The following is a 17,262-nucleotide window of genomic DNA, read 5'->3' on the forward strand; positions in this document are numbered from 1 at the left end:
CCTCGTGCCCCAGTCCGGGTGGTTAAGAAGTCGTTCGTGGCAACGCGGTATTAACCATGTTTGGCCACCATGCAGGGGTTATTCGTATCCATTCCTGCCGTGGTGACCTCAATGTTGCGCCGAATGTCCGCTCTTTTCCTGCTTGCCGTGGCCGGCATTGTGCCCGCCGCCGCGCAGGAAACAGGGGCGGGCGGTCTGCGCGGCTCGTCGGATGGCGGCCTGTTCGGCGATGCCGCCCAGGATACGGGATCAGCGACGACAGGACTTGGGGATGTGGATTCCTCGGCCCCGGCCAACACCGGGTCCATCGGCACCACGCCGACCGGTGGCCTCAGTGCCACGGCGCAGCGTGGTTCGTCCGGCCTTGTCTCCGGCGGGCGTCAGGATCGGGTTCGGCCCTTTGCCGACCGTCTGTCCGCCGTGCAGCGCAGCCCGGCGCTTGGCGGCAGTGGCGGCGGGCTTGCTGATGATGTCTATGCCGGCGACACGACTTACGATGCGCCAACCGGTCTCAGGGTCGGCACCTTCACCATCGTCCCGCAGCTGACCGTCAGCGGCGGCTGGTCCACCAATGCGGCCGGTTCGTCCACCGGCAGCGGCAATGCCCTATATGCGATCTCTCCCGATATTTCGGCAACGTCCAACTGGTCGCGGCATGAGCTGACCCTGTCGCTGCGCGGCAGCTATTCCGGTTTCCCCGGCAGCAAGCTGCGCACCGATCCGTCCTTGTCGGCCGCATCGGCCCTGCGGCTCGATCTCAGCGACACGACGGAAATCAATACGAGCGCCGGCATCACCTATTCCCGCGAGGACCAGTCCACGGCGGAAAACCCCTCGGGTGAGGGCGATGTCTATGGCATGACCGGGTCCGTCGGCGTCACCCATGCCGCCGGGCTTGCCGGCCTCACCCTGCGCGGTGACATCGAACGCACGGCCTACACGCTGGAACAGACTGGTGCTGCCAACAATCGCAACAACACGCTGCTGTCTGCAACGGCCCGTGTTGATGCGCTGACCGGGGCAACGCTGCAGCCCTTTGTCGAGGCAACGGTGCTGCGCCGCGCATTCGACAACACCTGCAACGCGGCCTGCGTCAAACGAGATGCCACGGGCTACCAGCTTCGCGCCGGAACCACGATTGCCGCCGGGCCAAAGCTTGCCGGCGAGATCGGGGCGGGCTGGCGCGTGGAGAAGCTCGACACCAAACGTCTCGGCGATTTGGCCGGTCTTGTGGTCGATGCCTCGCTCGTCTGGTCGCCGTCGCGCCTGACAACCGTCACGGCGGGTGTTGGAACCACCTTCGCGCCCTCCTATCTGCCAACGGCAACCGGATCGATCCTCTATTCCGGTGACCTTCGTCTGGCACATGCCTTCTCGGACCGCCTCGCGGCCGAGACTGGCGTCGGCTACCAGATCCGCCGCTACGAGGGCACCAACATCGAGGAACGCACGGCCAGCGCGCTGGCCGGGCTGACCTTCGCCGTGACGCGCAATGTCGCCGTCACCGGCAACTATACCTTCCGTGCCTTTGACAGCAGTCAGGCCGGGGCGAACTACAACGAAAGCCGGATTCAGGCCGGCGTCCGCATCCGCCGGTAACGGCTGCGGCAGTGACTTTCGGGTTTTGGCGAGTGCGGGGGCATTCCAGGCGTAAGGAGGCCTAGATGAAGAAGTTCGGTGTGACCGGCGACCATACATCCCGGCCGCAAGGCCTTGGCTGGCAGCGCAGCGCCGCCGCCGCCTTGTCGCTGGCGGCGCTTGTCTGGGCCGGGTCCGCGCGTGCGGACGAACGGTTTGATGCCTTCATTCGCGGCATGTGGCCGGAAGCGAAGGCCGCCGGCATTTCGCCCGATACCTACAATGCCATCTTCACTGACATGACGCCCGATCCGGACACCGTGCGGCTCATGTCGACGCAGTCCGAATTCGTCAAGCCGGTGTGGGACTACCTCGGCAGCGCCGTGTCGGAGAACCGGATCGAGACCGGCCGCAAGATGCTGCAGGAACATGGCGCCGTGCTGCGTCAGATCGAGGCGCGCTACGGTGTCGACCGGGCGGCTGTGCTCGCGGTCTGGGGCATGGAGACCAACTACGGTGGCTTCATGGGCAAGCACAATGTCATCCGCGCGCTGGCAACGCTCGCCTATGGCGCACCGCGCCGCCAGGATTTCTGGAAGGGTGAGCTGATCACCGCGCTGGCCATCGTGCAGGCCGGGCATGTGCGCAATGACCAGATGATCGGTTCCTGGGCTGGCGCGATGGGCCATACCCAGTTCATGCCGACCAGCTGGAAGCGCTATGCCGCCGACTACAACGGCGATGGCAAGCGCGACATCTGGACAAGCGTGCCGGACGCGCTGGCCTCGACGGCCAACTACCTCAAGGAACATGGCTGGCAGACTGGCAAGACCTGGGGCTACGAGATCAAGCTGCCGCGCGGCTTCGACTATTCGCTGGCCGATGACAGCACCACCAAGACCATGGCCGAATGGGCCCGCCTCGGCGTCGTGCGCGCTAACGGCAAGGACTTCCCGCGGGCCGACGACAAGGCCGTTCTTGTCCTTCCGGCGGGTGCCGCTGGACCCGGCTTCCTGATGCTGCGCAACTTCTTCGTCATCAAGCGCTATAACAACGCCACCGCCTATGCGCTGGCCGTCGGTCATCTGGCGGATCGCATCCGGGGCGGCGATGCGCTCGTTGGCGACTGGAAGCGGGAGCACCTGCCGCTCAACAAGGAACAGACGATGCAGCTCCAGGCGGCGCTCAACCGCAAGGGCTTCAACGTCGGCAATCCGGACGGTCTGGCCGGACCGACCACCCGCAAGGCCATCCGCGCCTTCCAGAAGTCGCGCGGGCTCATTCCGGATGGCTACGCGTCCGTGCTTCTGCTGGCACAGATGCAGAAGGGCGGTTGATCCCGCCTTCCGGTCTGCGATGCCCCGGCCTATAGTGCGCTTCGCACAGATGGAGGCCACCGCCGTGCCGCGCAGCCCGGGTTTCTTGCCGATGATCCTGTTGTGCCTCGGGCTTGCCCTTTCTGGCGGGCTCTGGGGCTCGCCTGCGCATGCCCAGAACGGGCCGATCACGCCGCCTCCGTCCGAAGACGGCTTCAACCCTTTCGGCCCGCTGTTGCGGCTGTTTGGCGTCACCGAGCGGGAGCGTCCGGTGAAGGAAAAGGCACCCGCCGCCGTCCGCCCGGCCAAGCAGCCGAGTGGTCCGCCCGCCTTCACCGCCGCGCCGAAGGACGAGGACGCCGGTGTCATTCTCGTTGTCGGCGATGGCATGGCGGATGGGCTGATGGAGGGCATGTCCTTCATCCTGGCGCAGAAACCCTCCGTCCGCGTCGAGAAGATCAGTGAGCCGAAAGCCGGTCTGCTCGGCGAGCCGCCCGTTGCCTGGGCTGACCGGATTGCCGCGCGCATCGCGGGTGGCAACGTCCGGGCTGTCGTGATGATGCTGGGGTCTGGCGATCTGCCGCCCGTGCCGTCCGCCGCGGCGCCTGTCGATCCAGCGGTGGTCGAACCCGCCGCCACGAACAGCTTCGGCACGCCGGCCTGGCGCGAGACCTATCGCCAGCGGCTGGGCGCGATCATTCAGGTCGTCCGGCGCGAGCGCAAGCCATTCATCGTGGTCGGTCTGCCGCCAGCCGAATCCCCGGACATCAGCCAGAATTTCCAGGTCATCAACGATGTGCTGAAACTGACGGCCGAAGGCGCTCGCTCAACCTATGTCGACATCTGGTCGGTCTTCCTTGACGACAACGAAGCCTATGCCGTGTTCGGTCCGGACGTGGAAGGCCAGCGCCGCCGGCTGCGCGCCAATGACGGCATCGGCTTCACCTGGGCCGGCTACCGCAAGGTCGCCTTCTTCGTCGAGCGGGAGCTTGCCCGTGTGCTCGGCGGCTACGGCAGCCAGGCTTTCGAGGGTGTTGCCGATGACCCGGGCTTCATCGTCCTGACCGGCCGCACCGTTCCTGCCGATGACACGCTCGCCGGCGGCCCTGAAGTGGTCGATGAATTCGCCCCCGAACCCGCCGCCTCGGTCCAGGCAGCACAGCGCTTCCTTGTCCTCGGCGACGCCCCCGCCTCCGTCCCCGGCCGCGTCGACGCCACCCTGCTCGAAACGCGCTGATCCACCGATGTCACCCCGGGCGAGCAACGCGAGACCCGGGGCCTACTCGTTCGCAGAGCGGGAAAGATGGTGGCGGCGCTGCAAAAGCCTGTTTTCCAGCGGAAGGCAATGAAATACCGGCAGTCCGCAAAAAAACGAAGGGCGGCCAATGGGCCGCCCTCATGATTTCACTGTCTCAGCGCCTCAACGCGGCAGCAGGCTGGAGCCGGTCAGGTACTCGTCGATGGCGCGGGCGGCCTGGCGGCCTTCGCGGATCGCCCAGACCACCAGCGACTGGCCACGGCGCACGTCACCGGCGGCAAAGACGTTGTCGATGCTGGTCTTGTAGTCCTCGGTGTTGGCCTTGACGTTGCCGCGCGGGTCCAGCGCTAGCTTGTCGCCGGCTTCCGCGATGAACGTGTCGGCGCGCGGGCCCGCAAAGCCGATGGCGGCCATGACGAGGTCGGCACGCAGGATGAATTCCGTGCCCGGGATCGGCTTGCGCTTTTCGTCGACACGGGCGCACTTGACGCCGGTAACGCGGCCGTCTTCCGACACGAGGCCCAGCGTTGCGGCTGCAAACTCGCGCTCCGCGCCTTCTGCCTGCGACGACGAGGTGCGGAACTTGGTTGGCCAATAGGGCCAGACGGTCAGCTTGTCCTCGCGCAGCGGCGGGATCGGGCGGATGTCGAGCTGGGTCACTGACAGGGCGCCCTGGCGGAAGGCGGTGCCGACGCAGTCCGAGGCCGTGTCACCGCCGCCGATGACGACGACATGCTTGCCACCGGCCCAGATCGGCGCTTCACCCGACACGTCTTCCCCGCCAACGCGGCGGTTCTGCTGCACCAGGTAGTCCATCGCCCAATGCACGCCTTCAAGGTCCATGCTGCCGATGCCCGGATCGCGCGGACGCTCGGCGCCAGCGGCCAGCAGCACCGCGTCATGGCGCTCGGACAGCTCTTCCATGGTCACGGTGACGCCGACGTTGACGCCATAGTGGAAGGTGACGCCTTCGGCTTCCATCTGGGTGACGCGGCGGTCGATGTGCCGCTTCTCCATCTTGAAGTCCGGGATGCCGTAACGCAGCAGGCCACCGGCGCGCGGCTCGCGCTCGTAGACATGCACCGTGTGGCCGGCGCGGGCCAGCTGCTGTGCTGCGGCCATGCCTGCCGGGCCCGAGCCGACGATGGCGACGGTCTGGCCGGTCTTGGTGGCGGAGGGTTCAGGAACGATCCAGCCTTCGGCCCAGCCCTTGTCGGCCAGCGCCTGCTCGATGGTCTTGATGTTGACCGGCATGTCTTCCAGGTTCAGCGTGCAGGCTTCCTCGCAAGGGGCGGGGCAGACGCGGCCGGTGAATTCCGGGAAGTTGTTGGTCGAATGCAGGTTGCGCACGGCCAGTTCCCAGTCGCCCTGGTAGACCAGGTCGTTCCAGTCCGGGATCTGGTTGTGCACCGGGCAGCCGGCGGGGCCATGGCAATAGGGAATGCCACAGTCCATGCAGCGCGCGGCCTGGCGTTCCACGTCCCCTTCGTTCAGCGGCAGCGTGAACTCGCGGAAGTGGCGAATGCGGTCGGAAGCCGGCTGATACTTCTGGTCCTGCCGGTCGATCTCGAGAAATCCGGTAACCTTGCCCAAGGTAACCTCCTTGAAAAATCCTGTCTGTGACGGGCCGCCTCGACCATCATCGGGAGGCGGCGGCTTGGCGTTGGCACCCGCCCCGCCGGCTTGCCGGAGGGGCGGGGGAAGGGGCGGCTTACTCGGCCGCCACCATGCCCAGCCGTTTCTCTTCCATCTCACGCAGCGCGCGGCGGTACTCGACCGGCATCACCTTGACGAACTTCGGACGGTACACGTCCCATGCGTCGAGGATCGCCTTGGCCTTGGCCGAACCGGTGTAGGCCACGTGGTTCGACAACAGCTGGCGCAGGCGCTCGTCGTCGTGCCGGGTCATGTCGCCGGTCACGTCCACGCGTCCCTTGTGCTCCAGGTCGCCGCCGTGGTGATGCAGCTTCTCCAGGAGGTCGTCCTCCTCGCTGACCGGCTCGATGTCGACCATAGCCAGGTTGCAGCGCGAGGGGAACGAGCCGTCCTCGTCCAGCACATAGGCGATGCCGCCCGACATGCCGGCCGCGAAGTTGCGTCCCGTCTGGCCGATGACCACGACAATGCCGCCGGTCATGTATTCGCAGCCGTGGTCCCCCACGCCCTCGACAACCGCCACGGCACCCGAGTTGCGCACGGCGAACCGCTCACCGGCCACGCCACGGAAGTAGCACTCGCCCTCGGTCGCACCATAAAGCACGGTGTTGCCGACGATGATCGCCTCTTCCGCCGGGATCTTGGACTTGTCCGACGGCCGCACGATGATCTTGCCACCCGACAGGCCCTTGCCAACGTAGTCGTTGGCGTCGCCCGTCAGGGTCAGCTTGATGCCGCGTGCCAGGAACGCGCCGAAGGCCTGGCCGGCAGTGCCCTTCAGGTTGATCTTCAGCGTGTCGGCCGGCAGGCCCTTGTGGCCATAGCGCTTGGCAATCTCGCCGGAGAGCATCGCGCCGGCCGAACGGTCGACCGAGCAGATCGTCTCTTCCACGATGGTCGGCGCCTTGTCGTCCAGCGCCGGCTTGGCGGCAGCGATCAGGCGGCGGTCGAGGATGTCGACGATCGGATGCTCCTGGCGCATCGTCCAGCGGGTGTCTTCAGGTGCGGCTTCCGGCTGGTAGAAGATGCGGCCGAAGTCGAGCCCGCGAGCCTTCCAGTGGTCAATCGCACTGTCCTTGTCGAGGAAGTCGGCGCGGCCGATGATTTCGTCCAGCTTGGCAACGCCAAGCGAGGCCATCAGTTCGCGCAGTTCTTCGGCGACGAAGAAGAAGTAGTTGATCACATGCTCCGGCGTGCCCTTGAAGCGCTTGCGCAGCACCGGATCCTGGGTGGCAATGCCAACCGGGCAGGTGTTCAGGTGGCACTTGCGCATCATCAGGCAGCCCGCCGCGATCAGCGGTGCGGTGGCAAAGCCGAACTCGTCAGCACCCAGCAGGGCGCCGATCAGCACGTCACGGCCGGTCTTCAGGCCGCCGTCAACCTGCAGCGCCACGCGGGAGCGCAGGCCGTTCAGCACCAGCGTCTGCTGGGTTTCGGCCAGGCCGATTTCCCAGGGGCTGCCGGCATGCTTGATCGAGGTCAGCGGCGAAGCGCCGGTGCCGCCGTCATAACCGGAGACCGTGATGTGGTCGGCACGTGCCTTGGCAACGCCGGCGGCCACCGTGCCCACGCCCACTTCCGACACCAGCTTGACGGAGATGTCGGCTTCCGGGTTCACGTTCTTCAGGTCGTAGATCAGCTGCGCCAGATCTTCGATCGAGTAGATGTCATGGTGCGGCGGGGGCGAGATCAGGCCGACGCCCGGGGTCGAGTGACGCACCTTGGCGATGACCGCGTCCACCTTGTGGCCGGGCAGCTGGCCGCCTTCGCCGGGCTTGGCACCCTGCGCCACCTTGATCTGCAGCATGTCGGCATTGACCAGATACTCGGTGGTGACACCGAAACGGCCAGAGGCGACCTGCTTGATCGCGGACCGCTGCGGGTTCATCGAGCCGTCCGGCAGCGGGTTGAAGCGTTCGGCTTCCTCGCCGCCCTCACCGGTGTTCGACTTGCCGCCGATCTGGTTCATCGCGATGGCCAGCGACGTGTGCGCCTCGCGGCTGATCGAGCCGAAGGACATGGCACCCGTCACGAAGCGGCGCACCAGCTTCTCGGCCGATTCCACCTCGTCGAGCGGGATCGGCTTGCGGCCGAGTTCTGCCGCGTCCTTGATGCGGAACATGCCACGGATCGAGAAGCGGCCGGTCTCCCGGTTCGCCATTTCGGCAAACTCCCGGTACTTGTCCGGCAGGTTGCCACGCACGGCGTGCTGCAGCGTCGCGATGGAATCCGGCGTCCACATGTGGCTCTCGCCACGGATGCGGTAGGCATATTCACCGCCGACTTCGAGCGAACGGCGCAGGATGGCGACATCCTGGAAGGCCTCGCGGTGACGCATCACCGTTTCTTCCGCCACTTCCTTCAGGCCGATGCCTTCGATGGTCGTGGCGGTGCCGAAGAAGAACTTCTCGACAAAGGCCGATGACAGGCCGATCGCGTCGAAGATCTGCGCGCCGCAATAGGACTGGTAGGTCGAGATGCCCATCTTGGACATGACCTTGAGAATGCCCTTGTCGATCGACTTGATGTAGCGGTGAACCACTTCATCGGCGTCGACTTCCTCGGGGAAGTCCATCTCGTGGTGCATCGAGAGCAGGGTCTCGAAGGCCAGATAAGGGTTGATTGCCTCGGCGCCATAGCCGGCGAGCACGCAGAAATGATGGATCTCGCGCGCTTCGCCGGTCTCCACGACCAGGCCCACAGAGGTGCGCAGGCCCTTGCGGATCAGGTGATGGTGCACGGCGGCAGTGGCCAGCAGCGCGGGAATAGCGATGCGGGCCCGGCTGATCATCCGGTCAGACAGGATGATGATGTTGTATCCGTCCCGCACGGCCTTTTCAGCGCGCTGGCACAGCTCTTCCAGCGCATCTTCCATGCCTGCAGCGCCCTTGGTGGCGATGTAGGTCATGTCGAGCGTCTTGGCCGAGAAATGATTGTCGGCGATGTCGCCAATGCGGCGGATCTTTTCCAGGTCCTCGTTGGTGAGGATCGGCTGGCGGACTTCCAGACGCTTGCGGTGCGACAGGCCCTTCAGGTCAAACAGGTTCGGACGCGGACCGATGAACGAGACAAGGCTCATCACCAGTTCCTCGCGGATCGGGTCGATCGGCGGGTTCGTCACCTGGGCGAAGTTCTGCTTGAAGTAGGTGTAGAGCAGCTTGGACTTGTCCGAGAGCGCGGAAATCGGGGTATCCGTGCCCATCGAGCCAACGGCTTCCTGGCCGATTGTCGCCATCGGCTGCATCAGGAGCTTGATGTCTTCCTGGGTGTAGCCAAAGGCCTGCTGGCGGTCGAGCAGGCTCTCGCCGGCGACAGGGGCGCGCTCACGCACGCCCGGCATGTCTTCCAGCACGATCTGCGACCGGTGCAGCCAGTCCTTGTAAGGGTTCGCCGTGGACAGCTGGCGCTTGATCTCGTCGTCCGAGACGATGCGGCCTTCTTCCAGGTCGATGAGCAGCATCTTGCCCGGCTGCAGGCGCCACTTCTTGACGATCTTTTCGTCTGGGATCGGCAGCACGCCGACTTCCGACGACATGATCACATAGTCGTCGTCGGTGACGATGTAGCGGGCCGGACGCAGGCCGTTGCGGTCCAGCGTCGCGCCGATCTGGCGTCCATCCGTGAAGGCCACGGCGGCCGGGCCGTCCCACGGCTCCATGATTGCAGCGTGATAGGCGTAGAAGGCGCGGCGGTTCTCGTCCATCAGCGGGTTGCCGGCCCAGGCTTCCGGGATCAGCATCATCGCGGCGTGGGCCAGCGAATAGCCGCCCATGACGAGGAACTCGAGCGCGTTGTCGAAGCAGGCAGTGTCCGACTGGCCTTCATAGGAAATCGGCCACAGCTTGGTGATGTCGTCGCCGAACTGCGGCGAGGAAACCGACGCCTGACGGGCCGCCATCCAGTTGACGTTGCCGCGCAGCGTGTTGATCTCGCCGTTGTGCGCGACCATGCGGTACGGATGCGCCAGATCCCAGGACGGGAACGTGTTGGTCGAGAACCGCTGGTGCACGAGGGCCAGGGCCGAGGTGAAACGCTCGTCCTTCAGGTCCTTGTAGTAGGCGCCCAGCTGGTAGGCCAGGAACATGCCCTTGTAGACGACGGTGCGGCTCGACATGGAGACCACATAGAAGCCGTGCTTCACCGCGTCGCTTTCTGCGCGCACGGTGTTCGAGATCACCTTGCGCAGCACGAAGAGGCGACGCTCGAAGGTCGTCTGGTCGGTGCCGGCAGCGGCAGCAATGAACACCTGGCGCGAAACCGGCTCGGTCGCGGCAATGTCCGGTGCCTTCGACAGCGAGGAGTTGTCGACCGGCACGTCGCGCCAGCCGATGACCTGCTGGCCCTCTGCAGCAACGACGCGTTCGACGATCTCCTCGCACTTCGCGCGAAGGGCCGCGTCCTGCGGCATGAACAGGAAACCGACGCCATACTTGCCGGGCTCTGGCAGGGTCACGCCCTGAGCGGCCAGTTCGGCAGCAAAGAAGGCATGCGGGATCTGCACCAGCATGCCGGCGCCGTCGCCCATCAGCGGGTCAGCGCCAACCGCGCCGCGGTGGGTCAGGTTTTCAAGAATGTTCAGGCCATCCTGCACGACCTTGTGCGATTTCTGGCCTTTGAGATGCGCAATGAAGCCGACGCCGCAGGCGTCGTGTTCGCGAGAAGGATTGTAGAGCCCTTTGTCTGCCGCCTCGCGCAGACGCGTGGTGATGGTAGTCGCGGTCTGGGTTTTCACACCCGCCTCGCGCTCGACCATGACCATGGCTGTGCTCGCCGTCAGCTCACTCTTCATCATTATGCGCCCTCACTGTGTTGGCAGTGGCGCCGCGTGACGTCGGGAAAATGAGCACGCGCGTCCGTCCACCCTGGACCAGGCGCATGCGACCCCCCTCAGCCTCTGCCGCGGCTCTGTCTTAATTTAACGCGTCGCTCGTCGAAAGCGAATCGTCGCGCTGTGGCGGATGTCCGCCAGGCTGTTTCCGCCTGACTTCTGCCGGTGCGGCCGTGCGGCGCGCCCGTGGCATGGCCAGTCGGGCGGGGACCCTGTTTCTTCTGCGCCGGCCGGTGGTGCCGTTCCGGTTTTCCAGCGCCTTGCCGCGGTTCGCCCACGGCTCCTCAGGTCTTCCCCTCTGCCTTGAAAAGGGACAGCATTCCTGCCCTATTTCCAAGCCGCGCGAACATGCCAGATTTCAACCGGGTGAGCAAGACCGTTTCTGGGGTCGAAAATCCTGTTTGTTTCGCCCATCGAGCGGATTTTGATTTTTCGCTTCACTTCCGCGCTCATAGGGAAAGAAAATTTCACACTTCTCGTTCAATTAGTGTTGGGCTGACGGTGGTCAGTTTGTCACAGGCGTTTGATTTCCTATTGATTGGCCGTCCGGCCACTCTGGAACTGCGCCAGGTGCAATGAACGCCTGTCAGTCAGATCCTTTCTGGGAGATCCATATGAGCAAGATGATCCTTTCCGCAGCATTTGTTGCAGGTGCGGTTGCCACCGCCGTCTCGGGCCTTTCGACTGCCGCCGTTGCCCAGGATGCCAAGGAAAAGTGCTACGGCGTGTCGCTCGCCGGCAAGAATGACTGCAAGGCTGGTCCGGGCACGACCTGCGCCGGGTCTTCCACCGTCGACTATCAGGGCAATGCCTGGACGCTCGTCCCGAAAGGCACTTGCGTGTCCATGAGCGTTCCGGATGGCCGCATGGGCTCGTTGGAGCCGCTGACCCGCGATCTGCCGAAGTCCTGATTTCACAGCTTCGCGGCTGGCCGGAATGAACCTCCTGCCAGCCGCATTCATTTGACTGGATTTTTCCGTTCCCGCACCCCGGACAATGCCATGACTGCCGCGTTCCCGTCTCGAATTGACGCCGCCTTGCCTCAGCGCGCCGGTGTCGGCCTCAAGGGCGAGCACGTGCCGGAAATCCTGGCGAACAGGCCGGACATCGGGTTTTTCGAGATCCACGCCGAAAATTACATGGAAGTGGGCGGTGCGCCGCATCGCCATCTGGAGACCATCCGCCGCGACTATCCCCTGTCGCTACACGGGGTTGGCCTGTCGATCGGTGGGGCCGGACCGCTGGACCGGGATCATCTGACCCGCCTGCGCAAGGTTGCCGACCGCTATGAGCCGGGTCTCTTCTCCGAGCACCTGGCCTGGTCGACCCACGACACCACCTATTACAACGACCTGCTGCCGCTGCCCTACACGGAGGCCACGCTGGCGCATGTCGTGTCCCACATCAATCAGGTTCAGGACGCGATGGGCCGGCAGATGCTGCTGGAAAATCCTTCCACCTATGTCGCCTTTGCCGAAAGCACGCTGTCCGAAACCGCCTTCCTGCGGGAAATCGTCCAGCGCACGGGTTGCGGCCTGCTGCTTGACGTCAACAACGTCCATGTCTCGGCGACCAATCACGGCTGGTCGGCCGAGACTTATCTCTCCGAGTTTCCGCTGGACCAAGTTCAGGAAATCCATCTCGGCGGCCATGCGCCCGACATCGACGATGACGGCCTGCCGCTTCTGATCGATGCCCACGACCGGGCCGTCGACCAGGAAGTCTGGCGCCTCTTTGCGCTCGTCGCCAACAGGGTTGGTCCGCTGCCGACCCTGATCGAATGGGACAATGACGTTCCGGCCTGGCCGGTTCTTCTGGATGAAGCCCGGTCGGCCGACCGCATCCTCTCGGGCGCCGCCAGCCGGGAGCTTCGCCGCGCGCATGGTTGACCATCCGTCTCCTGTCCCGGGGCGCAAGGCTTTCGCCGCCGCGCTGCTCGCACCCGACCTGCCGGTCCCGGAGGGCGTGGTCGGGCGGGATGGTCGTCCGGCCGGCAAGCGCTTTGCCGTCTACCGCAACAATGTGGTCGTCAGTCTCACCGAAAGCCTGAAGGCAACCTATCCGGCGGTGACGGCGCTCCTCGGCGAGGAGTATTTTTCAGCGCTTGCCCGGCTCTACATCAACGCGCATCCGCCACAGTCTCCGATCTTGTCGCGCTATGGCGCTGAATTGTCGGAGTTTGTCGCGACATTCGCTCCTCTGGCTGCCTATCCTTATCTGGCTGATGTCGCCCGCTTCGAATGGGCCTGGCTGCAGAGCTATCATGCTGCCGATGCGCCCGTACTGGCTGCCGCAGACCTCGCCGCCGTACCGCCCGAGGCGCTGGCGGGCACGATCCTGACGGCCCATCCCGCTGCCAGCGTCCTGGTTTCCGCTTTCCCTGTCTTCGATCTTGTCATTGCCAACCGCTTCGAGCCGGAAGCCTCTGGTTCTGTTGATCTTTCGGAAAGCCAGACCGTGCTTTTCTCTCGCCCGGACATCGATGTGATGTTTCGCGTGATTCCGGCTGGAACCGCCGCGCTGGCGGCTGCACTTCTGGATGGGCAAGCCCTTGGAAATGCAGCAGAACAGGCATTTGAAGCGGATCCGGCCTTCGATTTTTCGCAAGGACTTTCGGTCCTGCTCGCCGCCGGCATCTTCGGCGGTCTTGATGGGCGCGCGGCCTGAATTTTCCGCGCAACGGGATGGGGGAAACGAAAATGTCTGCCGTGATTGATTTCTTTGTTCGACTGTATGTCGCCGTCTTCAGCGCGCTGGAGCAGCTGACCCGCGGCTGGTTCATCGGTGCCTTCGCCCGCTTTGCCTTCGCTGGTATCCTGTTGATGTATTTCTGGAATTCGGCGCTGACCAAGATCAGTTCCGGCCCTCTTGGCTTCCTCACCCCCTCCACCGGCGCCTTCGCGCAGATCCTGCCGCAGATGATGCAGGCGGTGAGCTACGACCAGACGCAAATTCCGTTCTTCCCCTACCATGTCATTGTTATTGCAGGGACCTGGGCCGAATTCGTGCTGCCGGCGATGGTCGTTCTCGGTCTTTTTACCCGCTTTGCCAGCCTTGGCATGATCGGCTTCATTGTCGTCATGAGCTATGTCGACATCAACGGCCTCGGCGCTGACGCCACCGCCATCGGTGCCCTGTTCGACGGCAATCCCTCGGCGATGATCTCCGACCAGCGGCTGCTGTGGTGTTTTCTCCTGACTGTTCTGGTGCTTAACGGTCCGGGCAAGATCTCGCTCGACTGGGTGCTGGGCAAGCTCTACGCCCGCCGCGCGCGCTATTACTGAGCCGCTTGCGGCGCCGGCAAGGGGCTGCTTTAAAGAGGCATGATCTTTTCAAGCGACAATTGGGCCGGAGCCAGCGCTCCGGTCTCCGAAGCCCTGACGCGGCACGCCTCAGGCTTCGTTCCCGCCTATGGCAACGACCCTCTGACCGACGCGGTGACGCGGCGATTTTCCGATATATTTGAACGGGATGTCGCTGTTTTCTTCGTCGCGACCGGTACGGCTGCCAACGCCCTTGCCCTGTCGGCCTATGCCCGTCCGGGCGGGGTCATCTTCAGCCACCAGTCGGCCCATATCCAGGTCGATGAATGCGGCGCACCCGAGTTTTTCACCGGCGGCGGCAAGCTGCGCGGATTGCCCGGGGCAAACGGCAAGATCAGCCCGGACGACCTGATCCGGCTGATGGGCGAGCATCCGGACGGCAATCCGATGCATGGTCAGGTGAGCGCCGTCTCGATCTCGCAGGCCACCGAATGCGGCACCGTCTATCGCCCCGATGAAATCCGTGCGCTCGCAGCGGCGGCCCACGCCAGGGGCATACCGCTGCATATGGATGGCGCGCGCTTTGCCAACGCAGTTGCCTTTCTGGGTCTGAGCCCGGCCGAAGTGACCTGGAAAGCCGGTGTGGATGTTCTGTCCTTCGGGGCGACCAAAAACGGCTGCTGGTGCGCGGAAGCGGTCATTTTCTTCAATCCGGACAACGCGTTGCAGTTTGCCTACCTGCGCAAGCGGGCCGGCCACCTGTTCTCCAAGAGCCGTTTTGCCGCTGCCCAGTTTGAAGGCTACCTTGCAGAGGGCCACTGGCTTGCCAATGCCTCCCATGCCAATTCCATGGCGCGGCAGCTGGGCGAAGGACTTGTTGCCAAGGGGCACCGGCTGGTCTGGCCAGTTGAGGCGAACGAGGTGTTTCCTGTCCTGCCGCACAAGACCATCGCAGCCTTGCGCGCTGCCGGCGCGCTCTTCTACGAATGGCCGGCAGACGGCGTGGAACAGGACCATTCGGCTGTCCGCCTCGTCACCTCCTTCGCCACCGATCCCGCCGACGTCGCCCGCTTTGTCGAGGTCGCAGCCGGTTGAGTAGCAGGTCCGCTGCCGCGCCCGGTGCCGAGATCCGAAGTCATTGAAAAACAAAGCGCCCGGCCAAAATGACCGGGCGCTTTTTTTGCTGACGGGAGGGGAGGGAACGTCAGCGGGAAGTCAGTGGGTGTTGGCCTCGATCTGCCTGGTCTGCCCAGCCGCGATCTCGATCTTGCGCGGCTTCATGGCTTCCGGGATCTCGCGCACGAGATCGATATGCAGAAGGCCGTTCTCCAGATGTGCACCGTTGACGCGCACATACTCGGCCAGCTGGAAGCGGCGTTCAAAGGCGCGTGATGCGATGCCGCGATAGAGCACTTCGCCGGTGCCCTCGTCTGCCTGCTTCTCGCCCTTCACGGTCAGCACGTGTTCCTTGGCTTCAAGCGAGAGTTCTTTTTCGCCAAACCCGGCCACGGCCATGGTGATGCGATAGGCGTTCTCGCCGGTGCGCTCGATGTTGTAGGGCGGGTAGCTCGGAGTATCGGCGTTCATCGTGTCAAGCATCGACAGCAACTTGTCGAAGCCGACGGTGGAGCGATAGAGGGGGCTGAAGTCAAAATGACGCATGATCTGATGTCCTCTTTTGAGCAACATTGATTTTCCGACCTTTCACTTCCCCGGATTGGCGGAAGACAGGTCTTCTCTGCAGGCCCAACTGGCGCCCGCTCAAGATAGGTGGGTTGCGATCTTTTCCCTTTCAAGGGGGATGAGCCTGTCCTGCAACATGAATGCCGCATGAACAGTCCCTTCCGGTTTGGTTCAACGCTGAAGCGGCATCTTCCTCTCAACAACCGGCGCACACGGTTCGTCCCGCCGGTCGATGTGAAAGGAAGAGTGTCATGATCAAGTCCTCGCTTCTTGCCGTTGCTCTCGCCATCTCCACCCTCGCCGCACCCTCTGCCGCCAATGCGGATGGCCGCCTGGTCGTGGAATTCGCCAATGGTGGCGGCTACTATCAGGTTCAGGATGGCTGGAACGGCCAGTACCCGGACCCGCGCTGGAGCCAGCCGGGCTGGGGAGAGCGTGGCGGCCGTTACGGTCAGCCCAACTACGGCCACTACCAGCAAAACCGTCTCAGCCCACGTGAGGTTCGCCGCGTCCTGCGTCACCAGGGCTATGAGGACATTGATGTTCGCGATGCCCGTGGCCGCACCTATGTCGTGATCGCCACCGGTCGGCGCGGTGCGCCTGTGAAGCTGGTTGTCGATGCCTTTTCCGGCGAGGTTCTTGAGCGCGAACGTCTGCGCCGCTGGTAAGCAGTTGACCCCGGAAGCCGGCCCTGTATTCCTCAGGACAGGGCCGGTCCGCCGGAGGCGATTCCATGCTGCTGATAGAAGTTCCCGGCAATCCGGTTCCTCAAGGGGCCGTCGCCGGCATGATCGATACGCCCGATGGGGCGCGTCTTCGCTACGCAAGATTTCCAGCCACCGGCAGCCCCTTGAAGGGAACCGTCACCCTGTTGCAGGGGCGGGCTGAATTCATTGAAAAATACTTCGAGGTGATCGGCGAGCTGCAGGCCCGCGGGTTCCATGTGGTGACATTCGACTGGCGCGGCCAGGGCGGTTCGTCGCGGCATGGCGGCAATGCGCTGCGCGGTCATGTTCGAGACTTTGCGGAATTTCGCCGCGATCTCGATACGATCCTGAAGCAGATCGTCCTGGCCGAATGTCCCGGCCCGCATTTCGCGCTGGCACATTCCACCGGCGGCGCGGTGCTGCTGTCGGACACGGCAAGGCTCAGGACGCGGTTTTCGCGCGCCGTGCTGTCGTCGCCGCTGATCGGTCTTCTGGATACCGGGTGGCGAGAAATGCTGGCGTTCCAGGCCGCACGCTGGCTGTGCCGGCTCGGGCTTGGCCGGATGTTCATCCCCGGCGGCAATGCCTTGCTCACCCCCGACTATGCCGACAATCGCCAGACAAGCGACCAGACGCGCTTCCTGCGGATGAATGCGGTGGTCAACCGGAGACCTGAACTTGGAGTTGGGTCGCCAACCAACGCCTGGCTCGCCGCCGCCGGAGACACGCTCCTGTCGTTCCGTGAGATCGACTTTGGCCCCTCGGTTCACCTGCCGATGCTGATGATTGCGTCGGGCGCCGACCGGATCGTTTCAACGCGGGCCTCGGAAGAGCTTGCCACCCGGATGGTCGCCGCCGGGTTCGTGGTCGTTCCCGGCGCGCGCCATGAAATCCTGATGGAAGCGGACGTCTACCGCGACCAGTTCTGGGCCGCATTCGACGCCTTCATTCCCGGCAGCGATTGATCAGCGGA

Annotated in this window: 14 protein-coding genes; 11 read left to right on the plus strand and 3 right to left on the minus strand. The window is 64.3% G+C overall.

Features of this window, described 5'->3' with window-relative positions; all coding sequences use genetic code 11:
* The first annotated feature begins 123 nt into the window (after positions 1–123).
* The 3 genes from OVA12_RS01860 (at position 124) to OVA12_RS01870 (ending at position 4,131) form a co-directional block, all read left to right on the plus strand.
* Complete coding sequence (locus tag OVA12_RS01860; RefSeq protein WP_268133957.1) at positions 124–1,599, plus strand: outer membrane beta-barrel protein; 1,476 nt, start codon at positions 124–126, stop codon at positions 1,597–1,599.
* 65 nt (positions 1,600–1,664) lie between these two features.
* The gene (locus OVA12_RS01865; RefSeq protein ID WP_268133959.1) at positions 1,665–2,915 is read left to right on the plus strand and encodes a lytic murein transglycosylase; all 1,251 of its coding nucleotides are present in this window, start codon (positions 1,665–1,667) and stop codon (positions 2,913–2,915) included.
* A 64-nt stretch (positions 2,916–2,979) separates the two neighbouring features.
* Positions 2,980–4,131 (plus strand): SGNH/GDSL hydrolase family protein, encoded by a 1,152-nt coding sequence (locus OVA12_RS01870; RefSeq protein WP_268133961.1) that lies wholly within the window; start codon positions 2,980–2,982, stop codon positions 4,129–4,131.
* Between the two features lie 183 nt (positions 4,132–4,314).
* Here the strand turns inward: OVA12_RS01870 and OVA12_RS01875 are convergent, their stop codons facing one another.
* The gene (locus OVA12_RS01875; RefSeq protein WP_268133963.1) at positions 4,315–5,745 is read right to left on the minus strand and encodes a glutamate synthase subunit beta; all 1,431 of its coding nucleotides are present in this window, start codon (positions 5,743–5,745) and stop codon (positions 4,315–4,317) included.
* Between the two features lie 118 nt (positions 5,746–5,863).
* Positions 5,864–10,600, minus strand: a complete 4,737-nt coding sequence (gene gltB / locus OVA12_RS01880) for a glutamate synthase large subunit (RefSeq protein WP_268133965.1) — start codon at positions 10,598–10,600, stop codon at positions 5,864–5,866.
* A 384-nt stretch (positions 10,601–10,984) separates the two neighbouring features.
* On the opposite strand from gltB, the gene OVA12_RS01885 reads away from it, so the two are divergent.
* The 6 genes from OVA12_RS01885 to OVA12_RS01910 all read left to right on the plus strand — a co-directional run bounded on the left by OVA12_RS01885 (position 10,985) and on the right by OVA12_RS01910 (position 14,994).
* Positions 10,985–11,215: a hypothetical protein gene (locus OVA12_RS01885; protein WP_268133967.1), complete on the plus strand. Its 231-nt coding sequence runs from the start codon at positions 10,985–10,987 to the stop codon at positions 11,213–11,215.
* A gap of 35 nt (positions 11,216–11,250) precedes the next feature.
* Positions 11,251–11,547 carry a BufA1 family periplasmic bufferin-type metallophore gene (locus OVA12_RS01890; RefSeq protein ID WP_268133969.1) on the plus strand — a complete coding sequence of 99 codons (297 nt, stop codon included), beginning with the start codon at positions 11,251–11,253 and terminating at the stop codon, positions 11,545–11,547.
* 90 nt (positions 11,548–11,637) lie between these two features.
* Entirely contained in the window at positions 11,638–12,525 is an 888-nt protein-coding gene (bufB, locus tag OVA12_RS01895; protein WP_268133971.1) for an MNIO family bufferin maturase, read from the plus strand.
* Complete coding sequence (locus OVA12_RS01900) at positions 12,518–13,303, plus strand: HvfC/BufC N-terminal domain-containing protein (RefSeq protein ID WP_268133973.1); 786 nt, start codon at positions 12,518–12,520, stop codon at positions 13,301–13,303. Before bufB ends, OVA12_RS01900 begins: the two co-directional genes overlap by 8 nt.
* Positions 13,304–13,335: 32 nt before the next feature.
* Positions 13,336–13,920: a DoxX family protein gene (locus OVA12_RS01905; RefSeq protein ID WP_268133975.1), complete on the plus strand. Its 585-nt coding sequence runs from the start codon at positions 13,336–13,338 to the stop codon at positions 13,918–13,920.
* A 39-nt stretch (positions 13,921–13,959) separates the two neighbouring features.
* Positions 13,960–14,994, plus strand: a complete 1,035-nt coding sequence (locus tag OVA12_RS01910) for a threonine aldolase family protein (RefSeq protein ID WP_268133977.1) — start codon at positions 13,960–13,962, stop codon at positions 14,992–14,994.
* Between the two features lie 120 nt (positions 14,995–15,114).
* Here the strand turns inward: OVA12_RS01910 and OVA12_RS01915 are convergent, their stop codons facing one another.
* Positions 15,115–15,561 carry an Hsp20 family protein gene (locus OVA12_RS01915; protein ID WP_268133978.1) on the minus strand — a complete coding sequence of 149 codons (447 nt, stop codon included), beginning with the start codon at positions 15,559–15,561 and terminating at the stop codon, positions 15,115–15,117.
* A gap of 272 nt (positions 15,562–15,833) precedes the next feature.
* On the opposite strand from OVA12_RS01915, the gene OVA12_RS01920 reads away from it, so the two are divergent.
* Together OVA12_RS01920 and OVA12_RS01925 are read left to right on the plus strand one after the other, a co-directional pair.
* On the plus strand, positions 15,834–16,250 hold the full coding sequence (locus OVA12_RS01920) for a hypothetical protein (RefSeq protein ID WP_268133979.1): 417 nt from the start codon (positions 15,834–15,836) through the stop codon (positions 16,248–16,250).
* A gap of 65 nt (positions 16,251–16,315) precedes the next feature.
* On the plus strand, positions 16,316–17,254 hold the full coding sequence (locus OVA12_RS01925; RefSeq protein ID WP_268133980.1) for an alpha/beta hydrolase: 939 nt from the start codon (positions 16,316–16,318) through the stop codon (positions 17,252–17,254).
* Positions 17,255–17,262: the final 8 nt, after the last annotated feature.

The organism is Pannonibacter sp. SL95 (assembly GCF_026672425.1).
In the GTDB taxonomy this organism is placed as follows: Bacteria; Pseudomonadota; Alphaproteobacteria; order Rhizobiales; family Stappiaceae; genus Pannonibacter.

Coding starts and splice junctions, on each gene's coding strand:
- OVA12_RS01890 (WP_268133969.1), top strand. CDS start 11,251: ATGAGCAAGATGATCCTTTCCGCAGCATTTGTTGCAGGTGCGGTTGCC.
- OVA12_RS01900 (WP_268133973.1), top strand. CDS start 12,518: ATGGTTGACCATCCGTCTCCTGTCCCGGGGCGCAAGGCTTTCGCCGCC.
- OVA12_RS01915 (WP_268133978.1), bottom strand. CDS start 15,561: ATGCGTCATTTTGACTTCAGCCCCCTCTATCGCTCCACCGTCGGCTTC.
- OVA12_RS01860 (WP_268133957.1), top strand. CDS start 124: ATGTCCGCTCTTTTCCTGCTTGCCGTGGCCGGCATTGTGCCCGCCGCC.
- OVA12_RS01920 (WP_268133979.1), top strand. CDS start 15,834: ATGATCAAGTCCTCGCTTCTTGCCGTTGCTCTCGCCATCTCCACCCTC.
- OVA12_RS01885 (WP_268133967.1), top strand. CDS start 10,985: ATGCCAGATTTCAACCGGGTGAGCAAGACCGTTTCTGGGGTCGAAAAT.
- gltB (WP_268133965.1), bottom strand. CDS start 10,600: ATGATGAAGAGTGAGCTGACGGCGAGCACAGCCATGGTCATGGTCGAG.
- OVA12_RS01865 (WP_268133959.1), top strand. CDS start 1,665: ATGAAGAAGTTCGGTGTGACCGGCGACCATACATCCCGGCCGCAAGGC.
- OVA12_RS01910 (WP_268133977.1), top strand. CDS start 13,960: ATGATCTTTTCAAGCGACAATTGGGCCGGAGCCAGCGCTCCGGTCTCC.
- OVA12_RS01905 (WP_268133975.1), top strand. CDS start 13,336: ATGTCTGCCGTGATTGATTTCTTTGTTCGACTGTATGTCGCCGTCTTC.
- bufB (WP_268133971.1), top strand. CDS start 11,638: ATGACTGCCGCGTTCCCGTCTCGAATTGACGCCGCCTTGCCTCAGCGC.
- OVA12_RS01925 (WP_268133980.1), top strand. CDS start 16,316: ATGCTGCTGATAGAAGTTCCCGGCAATCCGGTTCCTCAAGGGGCCGTC.